The sequence below is a fragment of the Tsukamurella tyrosinosolvens genome (assembly GCF_900104775.1).
Taxonomy (GTDB): domain Bacteria; phylum Actinomycetota; class Actinomycetes; order Mycobacteriales; family Mycobacteriaceae; genus Tsukamurella; species Tsukamurella tyrosinosolvens.
In genome coordinates this window covers 2,778,775-2,803,153 of record NZ_FNSA01000003.1, presented here as the reverse complement: position 1 = coordinate 2,803,153, position 24,379 = coordinate 2,778,775, and the positions used below count along the sequence as shown (strand labels likewise).

At 68.9% G+C, this 24,379-nt stretch carries 37 protein-coding genes; 7 read left to right on the top strand and 30 right to left on the bottom strand.

The genetic code is table 11. The annotated features are described in order from the left end of the window. Positions 1 to 95: 95 nt before the first annotated feature. Positions 96 to 1,328, top strand: coding sequence for a PPE domain-containing protein (locus BLW32_RS28365; protein ID WP_074850623.1), 1,233 nt, complete (start codon positions 96 to 98; stop codon positions 1,326 to 1,328). Between the two features lie 77 nt (positions 1,329 to 1,405). Here BLW32_RS28365 and BLW32_RS15815 read toward each other — a convergent pair whose 3' ends face one another. Both BLW32_RS15815 and BLW32_RS15810 read right to left on the bottom strand, forming a co-directional pair. Then, a complete protein-coding gene (locus BLW32_RS15815) occupies positions 1,406 to 2,194 on the bottom strand; it encodes a hypothetical protein (RefSeq protein WP_074850621.1) in 789 nt (262 codons plus the stop codon). A 132-nt stretch (positions 2,195 to 2,326) separates the two neighbouring features. Next, positions 2,327 to 2,632: a hypothetical protein gene (locus BLW32_RS15810; RefSeq protein ID WP_068742782.1), complete on the bottom strand. Its 306-nt coding sequence runs from the start codon at positions 2,630 to 2,632 to the stop codon at positions 2,327 to 2,329. A 218-nt stretch (positions 2,633 to 2,850) separates the two neighbouring features. Between BLW32_RS15810 and BLW32_RS15805 the strand changes: the two genes are divergently transcribed. Then, a complete protein-coding gene (locus tag BLW32_RS15805; protein ID WP_068742783.1) occupies positions 2,851 to 3,645 on the top strand; it encodes a chymotrypsin family serine protease in 795 nt (264 codons plus the stop codon). 30 nt (positions 3,646 to 3,675) lie between these two features. Here BLW32_RS15805 and BLW32_RS15800 read toward each other — a convergent pair whose 3' ends face one another. The 7 genes from BLW32_RS15800 to BLW32_RS15770 form a co-directional block, all read right to left on the bottom strand. Then, on the bottom strand, positions 3,676 to 3,858 hold the full coding sequence (locus BLW32_RS15800) for a hypothetical protein (protein WP_068742784.1): 183 nt from the start codon (positions 3,856 to 3,858) through the stop codon (positions 3,676 to 3,678). Next, complete coding sequence (locus BLW32_RS15795; protein WP_175546297.1) at positions 3,855 to 6,029, bottom strand: hypothetical protein; 2,175 nt, start codon at positions 6,027 to 6,029, stop codon at positions 3,855 to 3,857. The genes BLW32_RS15800 and BLW32_RS15795 overlap by 4 nt, the downstream gene beginning before the upstream one ends. A gap of 114 nt (positions 6,030 to 6,143) precedes the next feature. After that, positions 6,144 to 7,151 (bottom strand): C40 family peptidase, encoded by a 1,008-nt coding sequence (locus tag BLW32_RS15790; protein ID WP_068742786.1) that lies wholly within the window; start codon positions 7,149 to 7,151, stop codon positions 6,144 to 6,146. Then, positions 7,148 to 7,519, bottom strand: coding sequence for a hypothetical protein (locus BLW32_RS15785; protein ID WP_068742787.1), 372 nt, complete (start codon positions 7,517 to 7,519; stop codon positions 7,148 to 7,150). The genes BLW32_RS15790 and BLW32_RS15785 overlap by 4 nt, the downstream gene beginning before the upstream one ends. 3 nt (positions 7,520 to 7,522) lie before the next feature. Next, the gene (locus BLW32_RS15780; RefSeq protein WP_068742788.1) at positions 7,523 to 7,855 is read right to left on the bottom strand and encodes a hypothetical protein; all 333 of its coding nucleotides are present in this window, start codon (positions 7,853 to 7,855) and stop codon (positions 7,523 to 7,525) included. 160 nt (positions 7,856 to 8,015) lie between these two features. Next, positions 8,016 to 9,494: a hypothetical protein gene (locus BLW32_RS15775; protein ID WP_068742789.1), complete on the bottom strand. Its 1,479-nt coding sequence runs from the start codon at positions 9,492 to 9,494 to the stop codon at positions 8,016 to 8,018. A 62-nt stretch (positions 9,495 to 9,556) separates the two neighbouring features. Continuing rightward, a complete protein-coding gene (locus tag BLW32_RS15770) occupies positions 9,557 to 10,411 on the bottom strand; it encodes a chymotrypsin family serine protease (RefSeq protein ID WP_068742790.1) in 855 nt (284 codons plus the stop codon). A gap of 987 nt (positions 10,412 to 11,398) precedes the next feature. Here BLW32_RS15770 and BLW32_RS15765 point away from each other — a divergent pair. Continuing rightward, positions 11,399 to 13,702, top strand: a complete 2,304-nt coding sequence (locus BLW32_RS15765) for a helix-turn-helix domain-containing protein (protein ID WP_170181032.1) — start codon at positions 11,399 to 11,401, stop codon at positions 13,700 to 13,702. A 234-nt stretch (positions 13,703 to 13,936) separates the two neighbouring features. On the opposite strand, the gene BLW32_RS15760 is transcribed toward BLW32_RS15765, so the two are convergent. Then, positions 13,937 to 14,152 (bottom strand): hypothetical protein, encoded by a 216-nt coding sequence (locus BLW32_RS15760; RefSeq protein WP_068742792.1) that lies wholly within the window; start codon positions 14,150 to 14,152, stop codon positions 13,937 to 13,939. A gap of 159 nt (positions 14,153 to 14,311) precedes the next feature. Between BLW32_RS15760 and BLW32_RS15755 the strand changes: the two genes are divergently transcribed. The 3 genes from BLW32_RS15755 (at position 14,312) to BLW32_RS15745 (ending at position 17,095) form a co-directional block, all read left to right on the top strand. Then, positions 14,312 to 14,683 carry a hypothetical protein gene (locus BLW32_RS15755; protein WP_068742793.1) on the top strand — a complete coding sequence of 124 codons (372 nt, stop codon included), beginning with the start codon at positions 14,312 to 14,314 and terminating at the stop codon, positions 14,681 to 14,683. 62 nt (positions 14,684 to 14,745) lie between these two features. After that, positions 14,746 to 16,590: a zinc-ribbon domain-containing protein gene (locus BLW32_RS15750; protein WP_068742794.1), complete on the top strand. Its 1,845-nt coding sequence runs from the start codon at positions 14,746 to 14,748 to the stop codon at positions 16,588 to 16,590. Between the two features lie 79 nt (positions 16,591 to 16,669). Further along, positions 16,670 to 17,095 carry a DUF1810 domain-containing protein gene (locus BLW32_RS15745; RefSeq protein WP_068742795.1) on the top strand — a complete coding sequence of 142 codons (426 nt, stop codon included), beginning with the start codon at positions 16,670 to 16,672 and terminating at the stop codon, positions 17,093 to 17,095. 22 nt (positions 17,096 to 17,117) lie between these two features. On the opposite strand, the gene BLW32_RS15740 is transcribed toward BLW32_RS15745, so the two are convergent. The 20 genes from BLW32_RS15740 to BLW32_RS15655 all read right to left on the bottom strand — a co-directional run bounded on the left by BLW32_RS15740 (position 17,118) and on the right by BLW32_RS15655 (position 22,420). Next, complete coding sequence (locus tag BLW32_RS15740; protein WP_068742796.1) at positions 17,118 to 17,312, bottom strand: hypothetical protein; 195 nt, start codon at positions 17,310 to 17,312, stop codon at positions 17,118 to 17,120. A gap of 23 nt (positions 17,313 to 17,335) precedes the next feature. After that, positions 17,336 to 17,626 (bottom strand): hypothetical protein, encoded by a 291-nt coding sequence (locus BLW32_RS15735; RefSeq protein WP_068742797.1) that lies wholly within the window; start codon positions 17,624 to 17,626, stop codon positions 17,336 to 17,338. Between the two features lie 3 nt (positions 17,627 to 17,629). Then, positions 17,630 to 17,851: a hypothetical protein gene (locus tag BLW32_RS27145; RefSeq protein WP_139286206.1), complete on the bottom strand. Its 222-nt coding sequence runs from the start codon at positions 17,849 to 17,851 to the stop codon at positions 17,630 to 17,632. 26 nt (positions 17,852 to 17,877) lie between these two features. Continuing rightward, complete coding sequence (locus BLW32_RS15730; protein WP_068742798.1) at positions 17,878 to 18,099, bottom strand: hypothetical protein; 222 nt, start codon at positions 18,097 to 18,099, stop codon at positions 17,878 to 17,880. After that, entirely contained in the window at positions 18,096 to 18,299 is a 204-nt protein-coding gene (locus BLW32_RS15725) for a hypothetical protein (RefSeq protein WP_068742799.1), read from the bottom strand. Before BLW32_RS15725 ends, BLW32_RS15730 begins: the two co-directional genes overlap by 4 nt. After that, a complete protein-coding gene (locus BLW32_RS15720) occupies positions 18,296 to 18,535 on the bottom strand; it encodes a hypothetical protein (protein ID WP_068742800.1) in 240 nt (79 codons plus the stop codon). The genes BLW32_RS15725 and BLW32_RS15720 overlap by 4 nt, the downstream gene beginning before the upstream one ends. A 101-nt stretch (positions 18,536 to 18,636) precedes the next feature. Further along, positions 18,637 to 18,927, bottom strand: a complete 291-nt coding sequence (locus BLW32_RS15715; protein WP_068742801.1) for a hypothetical protein — start codon at positions 18,925 to 18,927, stop codon at positions 18,637 to 18,639. Continuing rightward, positions 18,924 to 19,124 (bottom strand): hypothetical protein, encoded by a 201-nt coding sequence (locus tag BLW32_RS15710; protein ID WP_068742802.1) that lies wholly within the window; start codon positions 19,122 to 19,124, stop codon positions 18,924 to 18,926. Before BLW32_RS15710 ends, BLW32_RS15715 begins: the two co-directional genes overlap by 4 nt. After that, a complete protein-coding gene (locus BLW32_RS15705; protein WP_068742803.1) occupies positions 19,124 to 19,441 on the bottom strand; it encodes a hypothetical protein in 318 nt (105 codons plus the stop codon). The genes BLW32_RS15710 and BLW32_RS15705 overlap by 1 nt, the downstream gene beginning before the upstream one ends. Further along, positions 19,441 to 19,623 carry a hypothetical protein gene (locus tag BLW32_RS15700; RefSeq protein WP_068742804.1) on the bottom strand — a complete coding sequence of 61 codons (183 nt, stop codon included), beginning with the start codon at positions 19,621 to 19,623 and terminating at the stop codon, positions 19,441 to 19,443. Before BLW32_RS15700 ends, BLW32_RS15705 begins: the two co-directional genes overlap by 1 nt. Further along, positions 19,620 to 19,844 (bottom strand): hypothetical protein, encoded by a 225-nt coding sequence (locus BLW32_RS15695; protein ID WP_068742805.1) that lies wholly within the window; start codon positions 19,842 to 19,844, stop codon positions 19,620 to 19,622. The genes BLW32_RS15700 and BLW32_RS15695 overlap by 4 nt, the downstream gene beginning before the upstream one ends. 104 nt (positions 19,845 to 19,948) lie before the next feature. Next, positions 19,949 to 20,236 (bottom strand): hypothetical protein, encoded by a 288-nt coding sequence (locus tag BLW32_RS15690; protein WP_068742806.1) that lies wholly within the window; start codon positions 20,234 to 20,236, stop codon positions 19,949 to 19,951. Between the two features lie 46 nt (positions 20,237 to 20,282). Continuing rightward, positions 20,283 to 20,588, bottom strand: a complete 306-nt coding sequence (locus BLW32_RS15685) for a hypothetical protein (protein ID WP_068742807.1) — start codon at positions 20,586 to 20,588, stop codon at positions 20,283 to 20,285. Further along, positions 20,585 to 20,821 (bottom strand): hypothetical protein, encoded by a 237-nt coding sequence (locus BLW32_RS15680; protein ID WP_139286205.1) that lies wholly within the window; start codon positions 20,819 to 20,821, stop codon positions 20,585 to 20,587. Before BLW32_RS15680 ends, BLW32_RS15685 begins: the two co-directional genes overlap by 4 nt. A 5-nt stretch (positions 20,822 to 20,826) precedes the next feature. Next, positions 20,827 to 21,087 (bottom strand): hypothetical protein, encoded by a 261-nt coding sequence (locus tag BLW32_RS15675; protein ID WP_074850619.1) that lies wholly within the window; start codon positions 21,085 to 21,087, stop codon positions 20,827 to 20,829. A gap of 192 nt (positions 21,088 to 21,279) precedes the next feature. Then, on the bottom strand, positions 21,280 to 21,531 hold the full coding sequence (locus tag BLW32_RS15670; RefSeq protein ID WP_068742810.1) for a hypothetical protein: 252 nt from the start codon (positions 21,529 to 21,531) through the stop codon (positions 21,280 to 21,282). A gap of 2 nt (positions 21,532 to 21,533) precedes the next feature. After that, on the bottom strand, positions 21,534 to 21,782 hold the full coding sequence (locus tag BLW32_RS15665) for a hypothetical protein (protein WP_139286204.1): 249 nt from the start codon (positions 21,780 to 21,782) through the stop codon (positions 21,534 to 21,536). Between the two features lie 9 nt (positions 21,783 to 21,791). After that, positions 21,792 to 21,968, bottom strand: a complete 177-nt coding sequence (locus BLW32_RS27735) for a hypothetical protein (RefSeq protein WP_156486430.1) — start codon at positions 21,966 to 21,968, stop codon at positions 21,792 to 21,794. Positions 21,969 to 21,981: 13 nt separating this feature from the next. Further along, entirely contained in the window at positions 21,982 to 22,200 is a 219-nt protein-coding gene (locus BLW32_RS15660; protein ID WP_068742812.1) for a hypothetical protein, read from the bottom strand. Between the two features lie 31 nt (positions 22,201 to 22,231). Further along, complete coding sequence (locus tag BLW32_RS15655) at positions 22,232 to 22,420, bottom strand: hypothetical protein (protein ID WP_068742813.1); 189 nt, start codon at positions 22,418 to 22,420, stop codon at positions 22,232 to 22,234. A 230-nt stretch (positions 22,421 to 22,650) separates the two neighbouring features. On the opposite strand from BLW32_RS15655, the gene BLW32_RS15650 reads away from it, so the two are divergent. Next, positions 22,651 to 24,378: a hypothetical protein gene (locus tag BLW32_RS15650; protein ID WP_139286203.1), complete on the top strand. Its 1,728-nt coding sequence runs from the start codon at positions 22,651 to 22,653 to the stop codon at positions 24,376 to 24,378. The last annotated feature ends 1 nt before the right edge of the window (position 24,379 follow it).

The following is a 24,379-nucleotide window of genomic DNA, read 5'->3' as shown; positions in this document are numbered from 1 at the left end:
CGCCGCGTGCGCCGAAAAGTGCGCGGCGCGGTCAACCTGTGCCGTGGACAGGTAGGTTGCGCCCACGAACGCAGGGCGCGGAACAGGAGATCAACGTGCCCTCACACCCCTGGGGTGCTCCACCCGAAGCGAATTCGACGGTCATCGAGACCGGAACCACCGGCGCCACGTGGGTGGCCGGCTCGGCGGCGTGGCTCGGCTTGGCGTCCGCCGCTCTGCAGACGCTCGGAATCACCGGGTCGCAGATGTTCGCGACCCTCGCCTCGACCGCCGGTGCGCGGCAGGCGATCCACTCCGCCGCCACGCCGCCGTTCTTGACCTGGCTCGGTGGACTCGCCGGTATCGCCTTCAAGCAGGCAGCGATCAACGCCGTCGTGGCGGAGAGCTTCACCGTGGCGCGCACGACGATGGTGCCGACGGTGCAGAGCGTCAACAACCGCGTGCGCGAGGCAGCGGCCGAGGCCAGCAACATCTTCGGGCAGAACACGCCGCTGATCGCGGCGTTGAATGCCGAGTACGGGGCCTACACCACGAACAACACGGCGGTGGGAAGCACCTACGGCGAGGTGATTTCGGCGGCGACGCTGCCCGTGCCGATCCCGCCGCCTCCGCCGCTGGCGAACGCCGGCGCGACCGCCGGCCAGGCGGCTCAGGCGACCGGGCAGGCCGCGGCGACGGCCGCCAAGGCCGGATCGAGCAAGGCGCTCACCGCGGCGCAGGCGTCGACCCAGGCAGGCTCGCAGACCGGTACCGGAGGCGCGGGCCAGCTCGGAGGCGCCGCGTCGATGTTCCAGGCGCCGCTGCAGGCTCTGCAGGGACTCGGCTCGTCGTTCACGGCGCCGATCAGTTCGCTGAGCAGCCTGATGACCGCGCCGCTGCAGGCTTTCGGCTCTGCGTCGGGGCTGGGCGGGCTCCTCAACGGCGGCAGCACCGGCTCGGCGTTCATGCCCGCACTCGGGGGCGGCGGTGGGGGACTGCCGCTGGGCTCGAGCGGTCTGGGCGGAGGTAGCGGTCTGGGCGGTGGTGGCGGCCTCGGCCTGGGCGGCGGGCTCGGGCCGGCGGGGCTCTCGAAGCAGCTGACCGGGAGCGGCTCCGGCGGAAAGGTGTCCGTCCTGTCGGGAGTCGGCGCGGCGGGCCCTGCACAGGAGCGCATCAGCGCCACCGGCACGCCGATGGGTGGCGTCCCTCCGATGGGCCACGGTCTCGCGGGATCGGGCTCCCGTGGGCGCGGATCTGGCGATTCCGGCGTCGTGGCCGCCGACAGCGGCGTCGAGTACGAGCCCGTCTCGCGCCCGGCGACGGAGGAGGAGCAGGAGTTCTTCCGCTGAGCTCCGGCGTCTGATCACACGAGAAGGCCCGCATCCCCGATTCCGGAGGTGCGGGCCTTCTCGTGTGCAGGGGCTGACTACGGGGCCGGCCGGCTCGACGTCGACGGTGCCGCGCTCGACGACGGCCGCGGGGGAGCGGGAGCGGGAGCCACAGTCAGCGAGCCGGAGACGCCACTGAGCTTCGCCGTGATGGCGGCGTCCGCCTGCCACGCCGCGAGCTGCTCCGCCGCCGGGGGTGCCGTGTCCGCGACGGTGGCCGCGCGATCGCCCAGGGTGAGGGACGAGATCCCGTTGCGCGAGAAGGTCGCGCGGAGGTCGCCGTTGCGGAACTCGGTCTTGTCGGTCTCGGAGGTGCCGATTCGTGCGTCCTTGCTCGGAGCCAGCGACTTGGCGGCCTTCGCGAGTGGGAAGGGGAGATCCCCGAGCTTGTTCTCCACGTCGACCCACCCCGGAGTGCTCGTCATGACGCCGAGTGTGGCCCAGAACTCGGCGTTGCCGCGCAGCATCACCTTGTCACCGAGGACGAGGAGATCGGCCGCGGTGCTCGCGGAGAGCACTCGACCGGTGGAGTTGCCGGTCGCGGCCTCGACGGTCTGCTCGACCTCGAGGCGGACGATCGACGAGGTCACCTGTGACTTGACCTGGACCCATCCGGTGGTGACGGCCGTGTGTGCGTACGACACGGCGGCCGCGTCGACGGCCGTGAGCTCGCGCTCCGCCGGCTGCGGGGTCGGCTCGGGCCCGCGCCAGAGCAGCCACCCGCACAGGGGGACGGCCACGACCGCCCAGACCAGCGCGACAACCACCAGCGCGCGGGGCGCCCACTCCTTGAACGGCGTCTTGGGCGGTTCGTACATTTCCCGCATGGCGGAAGCTTCCTCTCTCGATGTGGCTGATGGCGGGAAGGTAGGGCACCGGCGATCGCAAGCGCGTCTGCGGCGCGAGGACAGACAAGAGCCGCCGGCCCGCGAAGGGACCGGCGGCTCTTGAAGGTGGTGTCAGGCGAGGACAGCCGCGGCGCCGAACGCCTGCAGTGCCTGCTGCGTCACCGTGTCGGTGGTGGTCTCGGCAGCGCGCTCGGCGAGCTGCTCGATGCCCATCCCGAGCACGGAGATGAAGTTGGCGGTGGTGACTCCCTGCTGCGCCGTGGCGCGTGCGGAGTCGAGGTCGTTGCCGGGAGGCGTCACGGCGGCCGCGGCGGCGGTCGCCGTGGCCGACGCCGTCGCGAACGAGGTCGCTGCGGCGCTCACGCCGCCGGCCTGCCCGAGGACGTCGCCGAAGCTGCTGATTCCCACGAGGTTCATCGCGGTCTCCTTACGAGATAGGGGCGGTTGTTCTGCGGCCTACATTCTCCCACCACACTGGTGATTTTCGACCGGGGCGCGGTCTTGCGCGACAGGCTGTTCTCGGGCCCGCGCGAGCGCGTCAGGGGTGTGATCTGCATGTTTCGGCAGCTACATCCGCCTGCGGGGGCGATCTCTACCTCGATGCGTTCTGGTCTAAAATAGGGTACGATTCGAACATGTCGAACCGACTTCGAAGCTGCATTCGAGCGCTGGCCGCGGTCCTCGCGACCGCTGGCGCTCTCGCGGCCGTCGCGCCGACGGCCGCGGCGGCGCCGCTGGATTCTCAGGACTGGGTCGCACCCGCGAGCCTCGGGCAGTACTCGAAGGGGCCGCAGGGCCTGATGACGGCGTCGGGGTTCCGGCCCGGGACCGGCTTCGTCATCGAGGACGAGGGCCGCGTGACCACGTGCACCATCGGCTTCGCCGTGACGAGCCCGCTGGGCATGTCCGGGTTCATCACCGCGGGGCACTGCGACGTCGCCAGCGGCGTTCAGGGCTATGCCTTCCAGGACACCCAGGGACTCCTCAAGCTTCCGATCCCTCCGCTGTCCGTCGCGAACACCGCCTCAGCGCACGCCTCCGGCACAGCGGACGACAGCGCCGTCGTCTGGGACACCGCCGGCTCGGCGGCGCCGAGCCGGTTCGATCCGAGCCTGACCGGCACGCGGCTCGTCGGGACGATGTCGGAGAATGACGCGCGCAAGCTGCCCGCCGGCACGCCGATCTGCTTCTCGGGCGCTACGTCAGGGACCACCTGCGGCCGCGTGCTGTCCGCCTCTGGCGACAGCCTCAGCCTGGACGTCCCGTCGCTGCCCGGGGACTCCGGCGGCCCGGTGTTCGTCGTGAACGCCACCGGCCAGGCGGTCGGTGTGGGAGTGGTGAGTGGCAACCTCGACGGTCACGCGAAGGCGGTGTTCCTGGAGCCGGCGCTCAAGCGCCTTGGCGCGACAGCGTCGGTGCACAAGTACTGAACGTCGGCTGTACCCGCGCGCGCTCCGGTCTCAGGAAGCCAGGCGCGAGCGCGGGAGGCTGAGCGGGTGCAGGAACTCGGCCGGATCCTCGGTCATGTAGTAGATCGCCGACATCACCTCGTTGGCCAGCTCGGCCCCGGAGGTCGCCGTGATCGGACCGGCCAGGCGGATCAGGGGAACTCCGCCGACAACGTGCACGCTGATCTTCGTCACGAGATCACCACCGGCGCCGCAGGAACGCGCAACGCGGAACGGAGCGCGTACGTCGCGTCGTCCAGGTCGTCGTGCTGCAGGTCCACGGCCGCGGCCGCGAGCAGGTAGTGCGCCCACACCTGCAGATACTCGGCGTTCTCGGGCCGCAGATCGCCCTGCCACTGGACGTCCTCGAGCCGGCGCATCAACGACACAGCCGACTCGTCCGGGCGCCCCCACTGCCGAACCAGCAGCGCGAGGACGGGATCCGCGTCGTCGGCCTCGACCGCGTCGAGGATCACGCGGTGCTCCGACGCCGGGAACGGGTTGATCTCGTCGATCGACGCGGCGTCGATCACGGTGATGCCGACCGCCTCCGCGGTGGGGTCGGTCGAGACGATCGCGTCGAGCTCCCCGATGAACCCGAGCTCCACGGCGTCGATCAGGGGGCGCCACGGCTGTGCGCATCCGAGCCAGCGCTGAGCGAAGGACGTGGGTACGCGTGTGGCGAGGGGGACGAGCTTCGAGCTGGCTCGCACCCCGGGGAACAGGAAGCCGAGGCCGTCGCTGGTGCAGAAGACGGCCTTGCCGTCCTGCAGCCCGACGGCCACCCGGGTGTTCACGCCCACGCGTCGGTGCGCGCGCAGGATGCCGGCCGCGTAGGCAGCCGCGGCGTGCTGCTTACTGGTCGCGCCGTCGAGGCCGCGCCGATCCGCACCGTAGTCGGCGAGGTCGCGCTTGTCCTCCTCGGAAGCCAGGTCCGGGGTGAACGGGACGTACTGCAGCACACCGCCTCCGGCCTGGCGCCCCGAAGCGCCAGGAGCTCCGGCTCCGGCGCCACCCATCATCGGCGGTGGCGCCATCATCGGGGTCGCGGCCATGGGCGCGGCCGGCGCACCCGCGCCGGCGCCGCTCTGTGCGAGCGTCGAGGTTCCAGCGCCGGCGCCGTCGCCTGCGGAGGTGTGCGTCGTAAGCGCCCCCGGTCCGGTCTGTGCATCGCCGGCCGACAGCGACGTCGTGACCGACGCGGCCGGCGGGGGTGAACTCGTTGCAGGGGTGGTGGGGTGCTCCGTCGCGGAGGGCACGGTCGAGTTCGACCCGCCGGGGTCGCCGCCACCGGGGCGGGCGACCGGGTTGTCGGCCGTGACGGGGCTGCCGGGGCGCGCGGCCCCGTCTCCAGCTCCTTCGATCTTGTCCTGCGCCGGCGGCGGAGTGCCGGGCGGAGGGGCGGTGCGGCCGCTGCCCTCGTCGCGGCCAGGGAGGCCGGAACCGGGGACCCGGCCGGGACCGCCGCGGCCGGCACCGTCGGCACCCTTGTCACCCTCGCGTCCTGGCCGCGGGTCCGAGAGCGAGGCGCCCTGCCCGGTCAGGCCGGCGCCGGTGGTCAGGCGCTGCAGGGCATCTTGGGTGATCGGCAGACCGCCGTCCTTGCCGCTCTTGTCGCCGGTCTTCTTCATCAGCTCGCTCAGGGCAGCCTGCGCGGACTGCGTCACCGGCTGCGCGAGCTGCTGGAAGTTCGGCATCTGCAGGTTCTGCGGCTTGATCATCTGACCCGCGACGGACTGCAGCTCCTTGCCCAGCGAGTCGGGCATGCCCGGCACCTGCGGGTTTCCGGGCTGGGTCGGCGTCATCGTCGAGGGCACCTCCGGGGTGGTCCCCTTGGAGATGCCGGTCATCAGCGCTTCCTGGGTGGTCTTGTGGTCGGAGCCGGTCTTGGAGATCTCCGACTGGGCCTGCTGGAGCAGTTCCATGTACTTCTGCTGGAACTCCGCCTGGTTCTGCGGGCTCTCCGGGCCACCGCTGCCGGCGTACTGCGCGACCAGCTGCTCGACTGCCGCCTCGAAGCTGGTGGCGATACCGTTGATCTTGACCTTCGTGTTGAGGATGTCCTGCGCGGACACACTCGCGCCCTGCCCCCGGTTGATCGCCATGAGCGCGTTGTCGAACGCCGTCCGCTGCTCGGTAGTGAAGTCCTGGATCAGCGCAGTCGGGGTGACGCCGGTCGTGTAGGCCTGGGCGACCGCCTGGAGGGTGGCAGCCCCGTCGCCGGTACCGAAGGCGACGGAGGCCTTCTCGAACAGATCGATGACCGAGGCGCCGACGCCCGTCTCGCTGAACGTCGGCCACGCCGTCGGAACGCCGAGCTCGACGGCGTGAGGGGTAGTCGCGGGTGGCACGTCTGTGGGAGCCATGGGGTCGGTTCCGTCCTTTCTCGCGGAGACGAGCGACGCGTGGTCGCTCGCGCATGGGGCGATGATGCCCGCTCCCGCGACGGCACGTCGGCACCGGCGCGGGAGCGGGAGCCGCTACTCGGCGGGCGGGGTCACCACGCGCACGTACTGGGTGACGCCGCGGGAGGCCGCGTCGCTAAACATCACATCGGTACCGGACTGCTGTGCCTCGACCACCTTTCCGTCACCGACGTACATCATCACGTGCGCGGACGGGTTGTCGTCGAAGGCAAGGTCGCCGGGGCGGGCCTCGGCGGCGCTGATCAGCTGCCCGAAGGAGTACTGCTCGCCCGAGGTGCGGGGGATCTCGACGCCGGAGGCCTGGTAGACGAGCATTCGCGTCAGGCCCGAGCAGTCGTAGCCCACCTTGTTGTAGTCCCCAGCAGCATCAGCGGCACCGCCGTCGGTGGTGCCCTGGCTGGGCCCGTCGAGGCTGCCACCGCCCCAGGCGTACGGGGTACCGGCCGACACCACTTGGCCGGCCAGGTCGATGACCTTCTTCTCGTACGCGTTGGAGCCGCCGCTCGAGGGACCAGCGGCGCCGGAGCCTCCTCCGACACCGGGGGTGGCGATGCCCGAACCTGCGCCGCTGCCCACGACTCCGCCGCCGTTGCCGCCGCCGCCGAGGTACTCGGCGAGCGCCGCCTGGGCCGTCGGGCTGCTCAGCGAAGTCGGATTAGACTGTCCGGCGGTGGACGCTGGCACCTGGGGCATCTGGAGCCCCTGGCCCGCCTGACCGACGGACCCGAGCAGGCTGGACGCACCCGCCCCCAGCGAACTGATCAGGGTGCCGCCGACCTTCGCGACCTCGGAGCCCTTGCCTGCGACCCCGGACACGGAACCGGAGCCGTTGCGGTCGATCTCGGTCTTGCCGCGGGAGTCCTTGGTGCCGCGGTCCGCACGGTCACGGACGCGATCACCGCTGCGCTTGTTCTGGCCGGCGGAGTCGTCGACGGCCGCAGTCAGGCGCGGATCGACCGCGCCGGGCCCGGTTTTACGTCCGGTGGTCGGTGGCAGCGCGGCGACCGCACCCGAGTTGCCGGCGTTGACTGCACCGTCGTCGGTGCTGATGCTGCCGGTCACTTCTGCACCTTGTTCGCGCCGGACTCCTGGATGGCCTGCTGCGTCGACCGGATCTTGCCCAGGTCGGTGATGGCGGTCGTGAGGGACGATCCGGCGGCGTTCGCCTGGGTGGTCACGGCGCTCACGGCCGTGGAGATGGCGGAGACGGTCTCGGTATACGCGGGTGCGACCGTCGTCCCCGAGGATTCGGCCGCGGTGCCAGCGCTCGGGACGGTGCCCTTGCTGGCCGCCGCGGTGATCGTCTTGAGGACCGCGTCGCCGGCCTTGATCTTCTCCTCGATCTGCCCTCGGAGGCCCTCGAGCTTGTTGACGCTGGCCTGGAAGCCGGCGAAGTCGTTGATGCGGATGGTGTTCGGTTCGTTGCTCATGCTCTACAGCCCCCTGATTCGCTCGGCGCCGTCGGTGTCGACGCCCGTGATCCCGGTGAACTTGTAGTCCGCCGTGTCTGCGCAGTTCGTCGCACCGGTGGCGATCGCGGTCACCGCGGTCTTCACCTTGTCGCCGACTGTCCCGATGCCCGCGACGGCCGACTCGTAGACCGGAGCGACGTCACCGGTGGTGAACTTCTTCGCCTCCGCGGTGGCGGTGGTCTTGAGGGCGCCCGCGGCGCTCGCCGCGGTTTGCAGCGCCTCGATCGCCGTGCGGATCTTCTGCGTCTTGGCGAGGAACGTGGACTTGTCGTTGATCGAGATGTTGTCGCCCATGCAGTTCACCCCTTCCTGTGTCGTGCACGGTGCACCGAGCCGGGCACAAGCGCGTCCCAGTGCGATGCACGTGCGCCTGTTTGGATGGCGCATTGCCCCGTAGTGTATGCGCGTTTCTGCTTCGCGGACCGATCGCACACGGTCTGCGAAGGCGCAGTCATCAGGCTTCGTCCCGGCGGATGATCGTGCCGTGCTTAACGGCCTCTTCCAATGCCGCCGACCCGTCGAGCAGCGGGTTCTCGGCGAGGACGCCGCGGTCCTCAGGGCTCTTGCCGCTGCGTCCGCCTCCGCCGGCGCCGCCCATCGGCGGCATCATCGGCGCGCCCATCATCGGCATGCCGGTCGGGGAGGTGCCGCGGCCGAGCGTCGGGTTCTGGTTGCCGGGGGAGGCGCCTGAGGTGTTCGTCGAGGCGTTGCCCGCGCCGGCCGGGTTGGAGAACGCCCCCGGGGTCGGGGTGCTGCGGCCGGAGACGTCAGCACCGGTCTGCACGCCGGTGACGGAGGTACCGGTCACCCCGGACTGCAGCGGCTTCGCCCCGGGGTTGCCGGCGCCGGGCGCCTCGAAGCCCTCACGGAACCGGGTGCCGCCGCCGGTGGTCGGCGCGGTGCCGGAGGGCGAGGTCTGCGGCTGCGAGGGCGTGGCGCCGGCACCGCTGCCCCCGAGTCCGGCTGCGGTGGTGCCCCCGAGGCCCAGGCCGAAGGCCTTGTCGAGAGCATCCGTGGTGATCGGGCCGCCTGATCCGTCCAGCTTGCCGTCCTTGTCCTTGCCCTGCTGGTTCGGCTGCTGCTGGGGCTGCGCCGCGGCCACAGGCGCGCCCGCGCCCGCACCCTGCTGCCCCTGGCCCTGGCCCTGCTGCTGGGCCTGAGTGAGCGCGTTGGCGAGAGCCTGGTCGGCGGCCGTCGGCGTGGCGGAGGTGGTGGTGCTGGGCTTGTCGGCGGCCGGGGTGGCCGCGGGGGTTCCACCCGGCTTCGCCGCCGAGGGTGTGCCGCCGGGCTTGCCCGCGCCTCCGCCTCCGGGCGACCCGGAACCGGCGCCGCCCCCACCGCTGCCGGCGCCCGGCTTCGAGGATCCTCCGCCGTTGCCGGATCCGGATCCCGGAGAACCGGTGCCGGGAGCTTGGACACCGGTGCCACCGTCGACCTGTACCTGGGGTACTTCGACCCTTCCCGCGGCCTTCTTGCACGCGGCGTTGTAGGCATCGTCGGCGGCCTTGCGCTTCTCGAGCATCTCGCGGAGCTTCTTCTTGGCCTCCTCGAACTTGGCCGCCGGCGGGCCGGACGGCACACCCATCCGATCGGCCATCGCCATGACCTCGCGAGCGGTCTCGACCTCCTTCTCGGCCTCCTCGATCTCCGCCTTCTTGGGCGCCACCTTGAGCCAGGTGTCGCCGGCCTCGCGAAGGACCTTCATCGCCGCGGCGACCTTCGCGGTCTTCGTCGCCGCGTCGCGCAGCTTCTGCTCGATGTCGGTGAGCACCGCGGTCTGGACGTTGATCTTGTTGCCGGACGCACCGCGCTGGATCTCGTCCCGCGTGGTGCGCACCGAGTTCGCCGTCGCCTCGAGCGCCGTCGTGGCATCGGTGAACGTCTTCACCTCCTCGGCGGAGGGATGCGAAACGTCGAGGTCTGGGAACGCCATGCGCGGGAGAATCGCACGCGGCAGCAAGCAGAGCGCGCTGTGGCGCGGGCCGCAGAGGCGGTCTAGCTCGCGGTCACCAGCTCCGCGCCGAGGCTCAAGAGTGCGGGCTCGATGAAGGTGGCGTTGGTGGTCGAGCCGTCTCGGGCCTCGCTCGTGACCAGGCCGATCACCGTAGCTCGACCAGAGTCGTCAACAACGAAGACCGGAGCACCGCTATCGCCCTTGCTAGGAGCAGCGGTACCTGGCTTTCCGACGAACTCGACGCGGCCGCGTTCTGCCGAAATGAGTCCTCCGCAGCGCACACCTGAGGTTGCGCCGTCGACGCAGATCGGTGTGCCGTGGGGCAGGCGCTGCGTCTCCTTCACTGTGAGCGAGCCCGCAACCGTCCAAGTGCCGGCGATCTGTGGCGTGGGCGGCGTGCTGGTGAAGATCAGCGCGCGATCGTCGAGGATCCCGTCGGCGCCCGGCACGCCGTCTTCGTTCACAGCCTGCACGGCTGGGCCGAGTGGGATGAGCACCTTGCCTGCCGCATCGCCCTGGGCGAACTGGGTCACGCCGGCTCCGGCGCAGTGGCCAGCCGTCAGGAAAGCGGAGCGCGATCCGACCGTGACTGCAGGCCCCAGCGTGCAGCGGTCGCCTACACCTGCGGAGTTCCAGCGCAGCACCTTGGCTCCCGGTTGGGGAGTGGCGCTGAACTGGGCGCGGTCCACGGAATCGCGGGGAAGCTCTCGTCCCTGGCCGGTTACGTCGATGTACTTCGGAGCGGCTGGAGCCGCAACGGTCGCGGAAACCGTCGGGGTGGCAGCGACGTTGTCGGCCTCGGGGGCGCCGCGGCCGCCACCGTCTGCGCACGACGCCAGAGCCGTGGCGGCGACCAGGATCGCGGCCACGGCGGCGAGGGGCCGGCGCGTGTTCATAGCACCAGCATATACGAGCGATTCATTGAGCGAAAGATCCGGTCTGTCGAACACAGGCGCGCGTCTATTTCGAACGCACCGGATGCGCGACGGGTGGGGCCTGGAAAACGGGCTCGAGGGTCGCGGTCCTCGCGGGTGAAGCGGATCCATGGGCCCAGCGTCACACGGCCCGCTTAACGCTCGCTTGGGGCGGGCGTCACCCTGGGCGAGTTTCGTTCAGGAGGGGCGCAAGCCTGTGTCTCCGGCGGGTGTAGCGGCAGTGGACGGCTTCGGGCGCACCGAAGGCGACTATCGCGTTGACCAGCGCATATGTTGCTCCGGGCGCCGGCGCGGAATTCTTCGAACGTGCGACGGCTGCGAACCGCCTTGTCGGCCATCCCCGGCAGTATCGTCCCTCGGTCAACCGAGAAGTTGCCCTTTCGACCTGCGGAGACTGACATGCACTGGTGAAGTTCTTCGAATGCCTGCGATGGCTCGCGTGTGTCGCGGGAGAAGGGGGACCCTCTGCCGCCCTGCGTGACACAAGTTCGAAGTGCGAAGCACTGTCGGGTTCACGTTCGCGAGCTCTGGCGCGACCACGCACTCTCATGTCTAGATGCGAAAAACGATTTACTTAGCAAGAGTAATAATGTGTATCTGCCTGCGGGAAGTCCGGGAGGGCGCGGGAATCGCGCCGTCCCTGTTGGTGTAGACGAATTCGGACATGTGGACCGCGGGGAGGAGGGGCCCCCGTCTCCCGCGACGGCTCATGTTTCTTGCAGGGTAAAGAAGAACGACCGGTCTTGTTGTCGGTTTTCGCAGGTCAAAAGGCGAACTTCTCGGATGCGTGAGGGACGATTACGCCGAAGTCTTGAAACGGTGGTTGCTCCGCCGTCGACGGGTACAGGCGTTCTAATAACGTGGAACACCTCGAACATGCGGTAGGCGACGCGCCGAATGCGTCGTTCGATGGTGCAACCGACGACGCAACACCGTAAGGTGAAGCGCATGAACGACCTCGCAGCTGCGCCCGAGGCCTCCCCGTCGCCTGGGCTCGACTTCGACTTCGACGCCGTGATGGCGAAGCTGACCGCAAACCTCTCCGACGCAGAACGCGCAGCGATCTTCGAGTTCGCCGACACCGCCGTCGACGAGATTGCGCCTGCCTCCGTGCTGCCGACGCCGCCGCAGGTGACCGAGCGCGAGCTCGTGGAGCGGAGCGCGCTGACGAATCCCAACCCGCGCCCAGGGTCAGCCGACGACGAGCGTGTGCGCGGCATCCTCGCCATCAGCGGCAGCGATCCGTTCTACCGAGCCAACGCACCGAAGCCTTTCCCGGTGCTCGACACGGCGGCGCTGCGCAAGCTTCGCCCCGAACTCGAGGGCAAGTTCAACGGGCAGCACCAGGCACATGAGAACCGCTTCTCGTTCCCCAAGGGCTACGTCAAGAACTACCCGGAGCTGTTCCCGGGGCTCGACGTCGGTGTCCGGCTGCTGACCATCCGCGAGGCCGCCGCTGAGATGGCGGTGTCGCAGACCGAGGTCCACGCGCAGATCTTCGCGCTGAAGCTGTGGGCCTTCCGCGTGGGCAGGACTATTCGCATCCGCTCGGACCATGTCGAGCGCTGGGTGGCCGGCGACCGCGAGATGAAGATCCCCGAGCCGCGGGTCAAGGCATCCAACGGACTCGACCTCGGGATGCCTGTCGACGACTTCGCGAAGATCGTGCGCGTGCATCCGCGGACCGTGATGCGCTGGCACAACGACCCCGAGCTCCGCTTCACGCTCGCCGGCCTCAACGGCAGCCGGGTGGTGACCGCGGACGAGCTGTCCTACTACCGCATCCCGTTCGATCCGAAGCGCCTCGTGCCCGTCACGCGAAGGGCGCCCTCGCGGGAGCTCCTCGACCTCCATGTAGGGCACGACCCGCAGATGCATGCGGACCTGTCGGCGCGCTTCAACAACGAGGAGCGGAAGGATCGGGCGATCCAGGCGTCGCTCGAGGGGAAGATCGACCGCCGAGACACCGCGGTCGTCGACGACCTCGGCCGCCTGACGATCGACGTCAAGGGCGCCTCCGTGCTGATGAACCTGACGGTCTCCGGTGCGCGCAAGGCTCTGCAGCGCGATGGAGTGCGCGGGATGATCCGCGCCGGGTCGCTGCGTGTGGCCGTGGACGACGTGCTCGACCTGTGTGGCCGACGCAAGCTCAAGCGGGATCGCAAGATCAACCCGAACGCGCAGAGGTACCAGCCCGATTCAGCCCCCTACTACCCGCTCGCGGAGGCAGCAGAGCGTCTCGGTGTGAGCGAGCGAACGGTTCGTCGCTGGGCGGCCAAGGGCAAGATCGCGATGGAGATCCGAGACGGCGCTATGGTCGTCCCCGGCATAGAGATCAGCCGGCACGGTGGCGTCGTCGAGCGCTACGTGCGCGATCTGGCCAAGCGTCGCGAAATCGACCGTGCCGCGCTCAAGGGCGCGCATCTGACGCCGGTGGACAACGCCCGGTACCAGGAGTGGCAGCTCGAGGACACGCCTGAGCTGGACCCCGCGGAGTTCTTCTGCTCGCGCAATCGCGCTGCGGCCATCGCCGGCTGCCGGCCGTCCGTCATCGAGGATCTGGTCCAGCGCGGCTACATCCCCGCGCTTCGACAGGGGCGAGATCTGACGATCCGCACCGTGGACCTGCACGCGGCGGCGTCCTTCTCCGCGCTGGTCGGACGAATGTGCCCCAAGGTCCGTCCGAAGACCAAGCAGGACAAGTGGAACGCCGAGGGGGAGTACCTCACGATCGACAACGCCGCGATGATGCTTCGCCGGCCGGCGTCCGAGGTGCGGCGCCTGATCGCCGAGGGGCTTCTCACCAGCCTTCGGTTCGGCCACGTGCACCGCATCCACATCAGCTCGGTTGTCGGCGAGCCCAAGCGCGTGCTCAACCGCACGGCGCCGTATCGCCCGCTGTCCCAGTGGCGCGACCCCACGCGGTCGGGCCGGGCAACGATCGCGGAGGCCGCCGGGATCATCGGCGTCACGGAGCGAACGGTCCAGCGGTGGTGTGCGGCAGGCTTGCTGACCAGCTTCCCCGCGATCAAGCAGCTCTGGTCCCCGCAGCGTCAGTTCTACAACCGCGTCAAGAACCGTGGTGCGCTCCTGATGCTCGTCGACGATGCCCGCGCGCTTCGCCGGCTGCGTCAGGTCCGCGGGCTGGCGCCGCGGACGCGTCTCGTTGTCCCGCAGTCGTTCCTGGACGAGGGGCGGGAGCTGCCGGAGTTGAAGCCGTGGCAGGAGTACGTGCTCAACCCTGACGCCTAGTGGCGAGTCCAGCCCGTGGATGGTGTGTCGCGCTCCGCGGGTTGGGCGCCGCGGCAGACGCCGAATGGTGCGCGCAGCCGCGGCGCGTCGAGCTCGGCCGCAACGCTCCAACGCTGGTCGGAGTGTTGCCCAGAAGTTCCAACCGAAACCCGACTCGGTTGTAGGGTCGCCCGATGGCGATGCCGAATGTGTGCTCGTAGCTGCAGGTGTCGCGTCCCTTATCGCGAGGGTGCGCTACCGGATCTGCGTCTCGGAGCTCGTGGACGGTGTGGTCGATCCGTCGACGACGACAGGGGAGCCGGCAGGCGGGGCGGAGCGCGTCATGAGCGCGATCAGAGCTAGCGCGAGGGCGAACATCGCGAGTGTCGAGACTGCGGTGGACGCGTAGTCCAAGGTCGCCTCGAGTACGCGGCGGCCGAGTCCCCGGTGGTCGAAGTCTTCCGAACGCATGCAGGTCTCCCTCTCTCGACTCTCTAAAATAGAGACTAGAGTGCTGGGCTGACAAGTTCGGCGCGATCCGTCGATGCGCCCCGTACGTGCCGGTGTCGCGTCCTCGAGCGGTGACCGAAGCCTGTGCGGACGCAAGCATCTACCGGTACGGTGCCCGGTATGCGAACCTTCTTCCGCCGTTCCCTGTTGTCCGCCGTCGCGATCGGCGGTGCCCTCTCGCTCGTGGCCTGCGGCGGCTCCGACGCCAAGTCGCAGGAGACCTCGGCGCAGGCATCGGTGACGTCCGACGGCATCACCGGTGTCGGCGACTACAAGACCGCGAACGAGCTGCTGTCGGACCGCGGGTGGAAGGACGAGGCGCAGAACCGCGCGATGCTCGACCTCGTCTGTTCGACCGCGTCTGCCGGCGGATCGATGGAGGATGCCCAGGCGAAGCTGATGGCGCCGCCGTACACCCTCAACGGCGAGTCGGCGGGCTACGTCGTCGGGATCGCCACGCTGCACGTCTGCGCGCCGAAGAAGCCGTCCTAGCGTGCCTGTTCCGAGCGCGCCTAAACACGATCTGAGTTCCACACTGCTCTAGACTTTCTTGCGTGACGATCGAGCTCGCGCACGACGACCGCCGGATCGACATCCCGGACCACCGCAGGTGTCCTCGTGGGCACACGTGGGTGACGTCGGTGCGGGACAAGTTCGGTTGCCCGTGGTGCTCCAAGCGCAAGCCGAAGCCCGGCGGTGGAATCGACGCCACCCATCCCGCCATCGCACAGCGCTGGAGCCCGACGAACGGTTACCCCGCGTCACTGGTCACCGCCCAGGCCAACCGGTACGGCTGGTTCACGTGCGCTGAGCACGATCACGAGTTCGTCGGGATCGTCTCGTCGATCGTCTCCCGCGGCGCCAGTTGCGCTGTCTGCGCCGGAAGGCAGATTCGTGCTGGCTTCAACGACCTCGCCACGCTGCATCCAGACGTGGCGGCCTTCTGGCACCCCGACAACCCGCTACGCGCTGACGAGGTCGCCCCGTTCTCGCACGATGTCTACCGGTGGCTCTGCAGCGGTTGTGGCTTCACCTGGTCCCAGTCCGTTGCCAAGCGTGTGCGCGCCGGCGGAAACTGCGCCGGGTGCGCAGGAAGAACGCTCGCCCCGGGAGTCAACGACTTCGCCAGCCGCCACCCCGTGGAGGCGGCGGAGTGGGACTCAAGCAACGATCGTCGCCCAGACGAGGTGCTCGAGCACAGCGGCTACCGGGCCACGTGGCGGTGCCGTGTGCACACGAACTTCACGTGGAAAGCATCCGTAGCCAACCGCGCCGACGGCACCGGGTGCCCGGTGTGCGGCGGCCAGCTCGTGGTGGTGGGCCTCAACGACCTCCCGACCACGCACCCGCGCGTTCACGCGAAGTGGAGCCTGGCGCGCAACGACATCGACCCCTTCGCCGTATCGGCGAACTCCGGCGTGATCGCCTGGTGGGACTGCGACGTCCACGGCCCGTACCAGCGTCGTATCGAGACCCGTGCGCGCGGACACGGCTGCGCGGAGTGCTCGACGGCAGGCACCTCGCACGGTGAGCGAGAGCTGCAGGCCTTCGTGGCCGAGATCACGGGAGACGGCGGCTCCATCTCGAGGTACCGGGGTATCCCTGGGGTTCGCGAGGTCGATGTCTTCGTTCCGGCGCGGTCGATCGCGATCGAGTACAACGGCGTGTACTGGCACAGCGATCGCGGAGGAAACGGACGGGACCGGAACTACCACCGGGACAAGTACCGCCGGTGTAAGGAGGCAGGGGTACAGCTCATCCAGGTGTGGGAGGACGACTGGCGCACCCGACGAGACGCCGTCGAATCCACTCTTCGTGCGAAGCTCGGCGTGGCCACGCGAGACGGGCGTATCGCCGCGCGAGCTTGCGAGGTGGTTCGGCCGCCACGCCTTGAGGTTCAGGACCTGCTCGAGCGCCACCACATCCAGGGCAGGCGCGACGGCACGCTGTACCTCGGCCTGCGCCGGCCGCGCGGTGACCTCGTCGCAGCGATGGTTGTGACCCGCACCAAGCTCACCTGGACGATCGACCGGTACGCCACCGCGGCGCTCGTACCCGGCGGGTTCGGCAAGCTCCTCGCCGAACTTCGGCGTCACGTCGCGGCTTCCGGTGGCGGCAAGCTCGTCACCTTCTCCGACAACGAGATCAGCGACGGAGCGCTCTATGCGGCGACCGGGTTCACCGCGGGCCGCGAGATCCCGCCGGACTACGCCTATGTCGCCGGCATCGAGCGGGTGCACAAATTCAACTACCGGCGCGCGCGATTCCGCAGTGACCCGGCCCTTGAGTACCGCGAGGAACTCAGCGAGTCGGAACTGGCCCGCCTGAACAAGCTGCACAGGGTCTGGGACTCGGGGAAGGTGCGATGGGGGATGGAGATTCCTGCCCGCGGGGCCTAGCCGCGCGCCCCGGTGCCCCTTGGCGCACGGCCACGGCTACCTTCGGCGCCGACGATCAGACGAGACGCGGGGAGGCGTGATGCGGTTCGACAGTCTGCGATTCCGGATGGCGAGCGACGAGGTGTGGGAGACCGTCCGGCGCGAGTTGCGGGCCGGACGCAAGGAGACGCACTGGATCTGGTTCGTCTTCCCACAGCTCACATCGCTCGGATACTCGAGCATGGCCACGACCTACGGGCTCGACACCCTCCGGGATGCCCGCGAGTACGCGGCCGACCCGGTGCTTGGCCCCAGGCTGCGGGAGGCCTTCGGGTTGCTTCTGGCGCTTCCGCTCTCGGTCACCGCCCTCGAGGTGCTGGGCGCGACGGACGCGATGAAGCTCCGCTCGTGCGCCACGCTCTTCGCAGCGGGTACAGCGTGGACCGAGCCCGGCACCGTGCTGGAGCGGTTCTTCGGAGGCGAGCACGATCCTCGCACCGTGGCGGAGCTGGCCGACGCAGCCTGACCCGCCACGGTGGGAGGTCGCGTCACCTCTCGTACTCGGCTGCGAACTTCTTGGCCTGCTTCTCGGTGGCGAAGCCCTGATAGACGAGCGCGCTGACCAGGTTGTCGCCGGCGTGGGCCTCGAGGAGCTCGGCCAACAGCGCTTGGGAGTCCTCACGGTTGGCGCCGCCGGCGACGCGCCGGTCGATCAAGGTCTGGCTGGTGACGGTGACGGGCATGGTGCTGTTCCTTCTGCTCGTGGTCAGTGGAGGCTGTCGGGGCCGCGGCCGAGGAGCGCGACGAGCGCGTCGGAGGCAGCATCCGCAACAGCTGGATCGGCGGTCGTGAAGTGCATGGGCACCTGATCGGTGTTCTCGATCGTCACGCAGTGCGGGTAGGCCTCGCGCGTCGGATGAGGTTCGAGCACCGTATGCCAGTCCGGTGAGTCGAAGAAGTAGGTGGCCGCATCGGCTGCGACCCCAGCGGGGATCTCTGCCCAGAAGCAGGAGTAGGGGTCAGTCTCAGTCTCGGACACGAGCGAGATCGTGCTCATTGGTCATCCCTTCCGGTTGCAGGCCCAGTCGCGCACCCATCCAGCGGCGACCTCATCGGTGGCGGACTCGCCGAAGTAGTCCGAGCCCGGCAGGACACGGCACGGCCGTGGCGAGCACGGCGATCCGTACGCGGGTCCGCCCTCGCAGACGATCTCAGCTGTGCGGTATCCGCCGTCCAGATTGGCGTGACTCTCGCACATGTCGAAGACGGTCCTCTTACGCATGGTGATCTCCTCTGTGTCGAAACGGGTCAGAAGTACTCGTCGATCGAGAGTCGGTCGCCCTCGAGGTTGCGGCCGTCGTCGGTGCCGTAGATGAAGAAGTTCTCGCGCCGGCCGGTCTTCACGTAGCGCACGGTGAAGTAGCCGGCCTTCCCGGCGGCTGGGTCGTGAGGGGTGTACGAGTGCACTTCCACCTCGGCCGTCCAGCCGTAGCCGTGGACGGTTCCGAGACCGATCGAGCGCGCGCTCACGAGACGCACCCGTCAGGGCAGCCGCCGGGGTTCGGGGTGTGGGGTCCGGTGTGGTTCGCGCGCACGACCGCGGCGACGCCGCCGAGGCCTTGGCCGGCGCCGCTGCTGAAGAAGTCGCGGGCGTCCTCTGCGGTTTCGGCGCGGACGTACCCGAGCGTGGTGCCGGTCTCCGCCTTGGCGGCGTACAGCTGGTCACTCACTTCCGGTGCCCTTCGCCGAAGCAGTCGATGGCGCTGGCGAACTCGCGGTCGACTAGCGCCTGCAGCTCCGCCTGAGAGAACCGGCCATCACCCTCGTGCACCTTCACCTGGTAGCCCGCGTTGGCGTAGGTCTCCGCGGTCTGCCAGTTGCCCAGGTAGTCGTAAGGCTTCCCGTCGGCGGTGTACGCGGTGGCCACGGGGAAGTCAGGGCTGATGTCGTTCGGGTACTCGCTCACGGGACGTGAAAGTACTGGCCGGGACCTTGGGCGGCCTCGTGCGGCGCGTTCCGATGCACGCTCGACCCGGGCGTCTGCCCGCATGTCTTCCGGAGGCCGTCTCAGTTCTTGTCCGCAGCGAGGATGGACAGGTCGTCGTAGTTCTCGGCTGCCCAGGCGCGCACGTGCTCGGGGAAGACGTGCTCGAGGTCGGACTGCTCCGACGACGCTCGCAGGAAGTCGGCGAGCACCTCGACCGGCGACTGCTCCTCGGTGGGCCCGAGCTCGAGGTCGTTGCCGATGTACTCCCAGCCGTTCGCGCGGATGATGTACGAGTACGCGCGGCGGCCACCGCGCTCGCCGTCGAGGTCGGTGGTGATGGTGCCGTCGCCGACGTAGGTCGTTTCGCTCATCCGATGTACTCCCAGCTCGCACCTGCGTACACGTGTGAGACCGCGGAGCGGGGGAACGTCGAGCGTTCGTTTCGGACACCGATCCGCGGGTCGATGAGCACCGTGACGCGGTCGCCGTCGATGTCTTCGACCTCGAGCGGAGTGAATCCATGGATCTCGGTGGCGAGGATCCGCGACCCTGACCTGACGTTGGGCATCAGCCGATCCTCTCTGCTTGGCGCTTGGCCTCGATGACCAGGACCTCGGCCTTGTCTTGATCCACGCCGGTGTTCATCAGCGCGATGTTGTACAGGTCCCATGTGCTCGAGAGCCCGTCCTCGTGGCCGTCGAAGTACCAGAAGCCGGCGTACTCGAAGTCCAGCTCGCGGTAGCACCCGCGGCAGACGATCCCGCTGTCGCTGCCCGTTCCCGTTGCGGCGCAGCACGGCGTCAGGGCGTAGAACACGGTCTGCCCCTGCCCGCGGCGGTCGTACCCGATCGCGACGGGTGCCTCTGCCATGAGGATGTCGGCCATCAGCGCTCACCCCGCGCCTGCCGGGCGGCGTTGCGCAGGCCAGCTCCGGCGGTCGTGTGCCTCCGACTGTCCAGGTCCGCGGCGACGTTCTCTGCCTGGTCCGGGGTCACGACCTGGTCCTCGAGGCCCACGTGTGCCGCGTCGTGGATGGTGATCTTGCCCGGTTCGATGTCGATGATCACGGGCGCTCATCCTGCAGCCGCTTTGCCGCCATCCGGAACGCGTCCGCGATGTCGCAGGCGGTCTCGGGCGTGTGCCCGGAGAAGGGGACTCCATCGGCGCCGATGGTGCCCTGGTGGTTGATCCAGATCCGCGCGCCGTTGCCGATGCTCGGGATCGCGACCTCCCACCCGACGGTGTTGAAGCCGGGCGTCTCGACGAAATGCGGCTTGTCTTGGCTCATGGCGTTCCTCAGGTGTGGCAGGGGATTCGGTTGCTCGCACGGTAAGGGCGCGAAGCACTCGGCACGCACCGCGGCGCGGGCTCCGCCGCACGACCAGGCGGTGGCTACGTGTAGTAGTGCTTGGGGGAGGTTCCGTCGCGCTCGTACCCGTTCTCCAGCATGACGATGGTCGCGCAGGTGATGACCATGTCCGGGTCGAGGTCAGGGTCCACGAGCTCGCGCTCCTTGTCGTTCATCCGCAGCTGGTAGGCGCGCTTACCGAACATGCTGCGCATGAACTCCTGCGCCTCGAGTTCGTCGATGAAGCCCTTCGCGGACCCGATGAACGTGACGTGCTTGCCGGTCACCTTCCGGACCTCGTGATGGAACAAGACGTCGTAGGTGGTGCTCACGGGTGCGGTCTCCTTCTCTGGGGGGGCTGGGACGGATCACGTAGATTCAGCTGAAGTTCTTTGCGCCGCAGAGATCGCAGCTGCCGTTAGAGACCTGGTGGTGGCCCCCGTTGCCGAGCTCGTACCCTCCGGGGCACCATTCGTCGTCGGCTTCGAGGTACTTGCTGTAGTCGCTCAGCGGCACCAGCCCGTTGCGGACGATGTACTGGGTGGCCGTCTGTGGAGTGTGGACCTGCACCGGCTCACTGTGATCGAGCGACTCCGCGCAGCCGCGGCAGACCAGCAGGTCGTCGTCAGCGGGATGAATGTCGAGATCGGATGAGCCGCAGAGCGGGCACACGCCGGCGCTCACTCGTTGCTCCAGGTCCGCCGGGTGCCGATCAGGTCCGGGTACTCGTCGCAAGCAGTGATCTCCGTGATGACGGAGACGCCCCCGACGTTGTCGTATCCGTCGCTGGCGAGCTCGTGACGTTCATCGAGCCGCTGCAGCATGTCCTCCCGGGTGGCGTTGCCGCGGGAGACGACTACGTCGGTCTCGACGACAGCGCCGTTGATGGTGGTCGTGGCGGTGAGGGTCACAGGCATCGCGTCTACTCCGCCCACTCGAGGAACCGGCCGACCAGGTCCGGCCGCTCGGCGCACGCGGTGATGCGCGCGGTGTTGCCTGTGATCCCCTGATCGCCGCCTCCGTCGACATGCTCGCAGAGGTTGCCCGGCCGCTGCGCCCAGTCCTCGAGCAGGCTCTGGTCCGGGTCTTCCGGGGGCTCGGTGGCTGGGGTGAACGTGACGGTGCCGGCGTCCGGAGTGAAGTCGGGTCCGACGTGGCGGGTGTAGTCGATGGTCATCTGCATCGGTTGCTGGCTCCGATCTTGGTTAGGTCGAGTGGGCTGTACGCGCGGTGGCTGCAGCCGCTCTGGTCGTCCATTCGAACGACCGCGCGGCCGCTTTCGAAGGTCTCGATCTCGCCCGTCTCGCCGCGACCGCTCACGACGCGGTCGCCGACTTCGAGGTCGGTGGATGAGGTAGGGGACGCATGGGGCCGGTTAGACGATCCATGTGAGGGCCTTTCCGACCAGGTCAGGGTTCTCTGGGCACGCCGCGATTTCGATGTCGACCCAGTCGCCCGCGTCTACCTCGAGTGCGTCGCGAAGCCCATCTTCCAGCGCGGTTGCGATGCGCTGATGCAGGTCGCACCCGGCCCCAGCGACTGTCTCACTCGCGATGTCGTTGGTGATCGTCTCCGTTGGCCAGCGGTGTCCGTCGCGTGTGACGGTCACGTTGGCGGTGATCACCACACCTACCCCTGCCCCGTGGCCGTGTAGCCGACCAGGTCCGGCCGGTCGGAGCACTCGAGGATGGTGACCTCATAGAGTCCGTTGCTGTTCTGGTGCTTGCCGTCGCCGATCGCGTGCTCGAGCAGGTAGTCGTTGCCCCAGTCGCCGAGCGCGTCCTCGCCTTCAGCGGCTTCGGGTGGCGCCTCGATGTCGATGGGGAATTCCTTCTCGAGCTGGCCGTCCTCGTAGGTGGTTTCGGCCTTGACGGTCATCTGCATGGTCTACCTCCCGTGTCCCGATGCTTCAGCGTGGTCCTCGCAGGTGGCGACCAGCGAGTGGAGCGAGTCGCCGTGCTCGGCGTCGCAGAGATGCTCGCCGCACTCGAGGCAGATCAGCGCGAGGTCGGGCTTGGCCGAGTCGTCAGCGACGCGGAGCTCGTAGTTGAACAGGTTCGTCATCGTGTGCGGCCTCTCAGAAGTCGGTGAAGGCGTAGACGTAGTCGGAGATCGCCTCAGTGCCTTCTGCCCAGACGTCGTCCGGGACTTCGACGGTGTGCTTGCCGAACTCGTGGTCGGCCCGGGCGTCGTCCTTCAGGCTCTGCAGAGCCTCGTCCCGTTCGGACTCGGTGGCGCGCCACTCAAGGTCACCGGCGTCGGCGTTGGCCCGGGTTGCGACGTAGACGGTGTGCATTCATTCCTCCAGGGGGTGTGCGTGGGCGGTGTCACGCGCCCGCGTGGCTCGCGATCGGTTCGGCTGCCTCGGCGAGCAGCGTGGCCAGGTCGGTGCTGCTCTTCGACCACAGGGTGTCGAGCTGAAAGCCGCTGTCGTCGAGCTCGACGACAGAAGCGGTGTACGTGCCGTCCGTACAGATCACGTTGATCTCGAATGCGGGGTACGCGTCGTCGCTCATGGGGTTCCTCTACCGGTTCGTCTGCGGGGAGCTGTAGCTGACGATCGCAGTTGGGCGCCCCGCGCCTTCGCCGCGGCGCGGTCGGAGGAGTTGCCTCGGCCGCGATGCGTGCTACTCTCGATTTTAGAGATTATGCGAGTCGATGATTCTCGTGTGCGGTGCGGGCATGTGCTGCAGTGCAACGGGATCTCCGACGTCGCCCCACGTCGACTGAATCGAGAATGATCGCAGTGTCCGCCAATATCGAGATCACGACGCAGCTGCGGTCGGCGCAGATCAACACGGAACTGGGACCGTTCTGGCACGCCAGCGACGTGGCCCGCGTCGCGGGTCTGTCCCGGGTAGCGCCGATTCCGCGTGGGGGCGCTTCGGTAGGCAACGGTCTGCTCCCGCGGTACCTCCGCGTGCTCATCCACCGCGGGTATCTCGACGACCCCGCTGTCGCGCAGCTCGCAGACGGCGACCTCCTCATCTCCCCGAAGGCCGCCCGGCCGCTGATCCTCCTGATCGAGGGCGAGCCGGGGGTCACCAATACCGCCGCGATCGAGGACTTCTTCGCCGCGCGCGACGTGCAGTTGCCGGTGATCCCGGACGTCCCCGACGACCCCTGCCCCGTGGTCGTCCCCGAGCCGGCGACAATCGACCAGCCCGCCGCACCCGCCCCCGCCGCGCCGGACACGGCGGAGTCCTCGAAGGCCCCGGAGCTCGAAGCGGAGGGCAGCAGGCCGTTCATGCACACCTACGGGAGCTACGACGGCGTGAACGACATCGACTACCTCGACTTCGATGGACAGCGCTGGTTGCGCGCAGGGCCGCTGTGCGCCGCCTACGAAATGGGAACCGCGGGGAATCTCGCGGGGTGGCTGCAGCGCCGCAGCGACTTCGAGTTCCAGTACACCCGCCCCATCACCCATGCGCACCTGCCTGATTCGAAGGATCCGCGCCACCGCACCCGGGCCATCTGCCTCTCGCGTGACGGCGCCCAGCTGGCGCTGGCCCGCGTAGTCGATGCGCACCCGGAGCAGGCCGAGCATGTGCAGAGCACCGTCGAGGTGCTGGCCGAGATGTGGGACGACTACGGGCAGGTGCAGGAAGAGGACGCGCGTGCGGACGCCGAAGCGGCGGAGTCCGATGCTCCGGCACCGGAACAGGAACCGATGCCTGCCGTGCCGCCCGCCGACGACGCCAGTGCCCGAACATCCGTGGCCGTCGCGCCGGCCACGGCGCCGTTCGCTGTCCCGCCGGCCGCAGTGCCGCCGCCGGCCCTGCGTTCTCCGGCCCCGGCGGCGCCCGCTCCGATCACGCGGGCGGAGTTCGACGAGCTCCGTCTCGCTGTGAGGCAGATGCAGGTGAGCTACGGTGCCATCAGCGGCATGGTGGACTCCGCCAACGCTGTCAAGCGGAGCCTCGACGGTGCGACGACGCAGCTGCGTCGCGAACTCCTCGAGCGCGTCGAATCCGCGGTAGGTGACGCGATCGACAACCCGGAACGGCGCCTCGAGAGTGCCATCGCCGATCACCTGCATCAGGAGAGGGAGAGGACGGGAGCCCTGCTGGTTGCCTCGGAGCGTTCGACGATTCGTCGCGCGGTGGAGGCTGTCGTCCAGCTCCTCGGCGGTGTCGATCCGGACGAGGTGGAGCAGGTCCTGATCGACGCCGGTGTCTCCGCCGGCGGCCCCGGAGAGTGCAGCCCAGCGGAATCCAAGGATGCCATCACTCTTCTCGCTTCCAACGCTCATGAGCGCGACGTCTTGATCGCGCTCTGCAAGTCAGGTCCGTTGCACGAGGAGCAGCTGCGAGAGGCGCTCAAGAGTCGCGGTCGTCGCAAGCTGCCCGAGACGCTGTTCAACCTCAACGCGCGCGGCATCATCCGGCGAGACGCGCACAACCTCTGGATCGCGGACCTCTCGTCCGTCCACCTCGGGGACGACGGCGGACAGGTCGCGATCGCCAACTGAA

Bases quoted from the DNA above. Each gene is read 5' to 3' on its own strand.
- BLW32_RS15695 (WP_068742805.1), bottom strand. From the start codon at position 19,844: ATGAGCCAAGACAAGCCGCATTTCGTCGAGACGCCCGGCTTCAACACC.
- BLW32_RS15755 (WP_068742793.1), top strand. From the start codon at position 14,312: ATGCGAACCTTCTTCCGCCGTTCCCTGTTGTCCGCCGTCGCGATCGGC.
- BLW32_RS15665 (WP_139286204.1), bottom strand. From the start codon at position 21,782: ATGACCGTCAAGGCCGAAACCACCTACGAGGACGGCCAGCTCGAGAAG.
- BLW32_RS15660 (WP_068742812.1), bottom strand. From the start codon at position 22,200: ATGCACACCGTCTACGTCGCAACCCGGGCCAACGCCGACGCCGGTGAC.
- BLW32_RS15805 (WP_068742783.1), top strand. From the start codon at position 2,851: ATGTCGAACCGACTTCGAAGCTGCATTCGAGCGCTGGCCGCGGTCCTC.
- BLW32_RS15795 (WP_175546297.1), bottom strand. From the start codon at position 6,029: ATGGCTCCCACAGACGTGCCACCCGCGACTACCCCTCACGCCGTCGAG.
- BLW32_RS15705 (WP_068742803.1), bottom strand. From the start codon at position 19,441: ATGGCCGACATCCTCATGGCAGAGGCACCCGTCGCGATCGGGTACGAC.
- BLW32_RS15715 (WP_068742801.1), bottom strand. From the start codon at position 18,927: ATGAGCGAAACGACCTACGTCGGCGACGGCACCATCACCACCGACCTC.
- BLW32_RS15745 (WP_068742795.1), top strand. From the start codon at position 16,670: ATGCGGTTCGACAGTCTGCGATTCCGGATGGCGAGCGACGAGGTGTGG.
- BLW32_RS15680 (WP_139286205.1), bottom strand. From the start codon at position 20,821: ATGCCTGTGACCCTCACCGCCACGACCACCATCAACGGCGCTGTCGTC.
- BLW32_RS27735 (WP_156486430.1), bottom strand. From the start codon at position 21,968: ATGACGAACCTGTTCAACTACGAGCTCCGCGTCGCTGACGACTCGGCC.
- BLW32_RS27145 (WP_139286206.1), bottom strand. From the start codon at position 17,851: ATGCGTAAGAGGACCGTCTTCGACATGTGCGAGAGTCACGCCAATCTG.
- BLW32_RS15770 (WP_068742790.1), bottom strand. From the start codon at position 10,411: ATGAACACGCGCCGGCCCCTCGCCGCCGTGGCCGCGATCCTGGTCGCC.
- BLW32_RS15765 (WP_170181032.1), top strand. From the start codon at position 11,399: ATGAACGACCTCGCAGCTGCGCCCGAGGCCTCCCCGTCGCCTGGGCTC.
- BLW32_RS15785 (WP_068742787.1), bottom strand. From the start codon at position 7,519: ATGAGCAACGAACCGAACACCATCCGCATCAACGACTTCGCCGGCTTC.
- BLW32_RS15775 (WP_068742789.1), bottom strand. From the start codon at position 9,494: ATGGCGTTCCCAGACCTCGACGTTTCGCATCCCTCCGCCGAGGAGGTG.
- BLW32_RS15655 (WP_068742813.1), bottom strand. From the start codon at position 22,420: ATGAGCGACGACGCGTACCCCGCATTCGAGATCAACGTGATCTGTACG.
- BLW32_RS15710 (WP_068742802.1), bottom strand. From the start codon at position 19,124: ATGCCCAACGTCAGGTCAGGGTCGCGGATCCTCGCCACCGAGATCCAT.
- BLW32_RS15780 (WP_068742788.1), bottom strand. From the start codon at position 7,855: ATGGGCGACAACATCTCGATCAACGACAAGTCCACGTTCCTCGCCAAG.
- BLW32_RS15735 (WP_068742797.1), bottom strand. From the start codon at position 17,626: ATGAGCACGATCTCGCTCGTGTCCGAGACTGAGACTGACCCCTACTCC.
- BLW32_RS15760 (WP_068742792.1), bottom strand. From the start codon at position 14,152: ATGCGTTCGGAAGACTTCGACCACCGGGGACTCGGCCGCCGCGTACTC.
- BLW32_RS15675 (WP_074850619.1), bottom strand. From the start codon at position 21,087: ATGCAGATGACCATCGACTACACCCGCCACGTCGGACCCGACTTCACT.
- BLW32_RS15815 (WP_074850621.1), bottom strand. From the start codon at position 2,194: ATGCGGGAAATGTACGAACCGCCCAAGACGCCGTTCAAGGAGTGGGCG.
- BLW32_RS15810 (WP_068742782.1), bottom strand. From the start codon at position 2,632: ATGAACCTCGTGGGAATCAGCAGCTTCGGCGACGTCCTCGGGCAGGCC.
- BLW32_RS15740 (WP_068742796.1), bottom strand. From the start codon at position 17,312: ATGCCCGTCACCGTCACCAGCCAGACCTTGATCGACCGGCGCGTCGCC.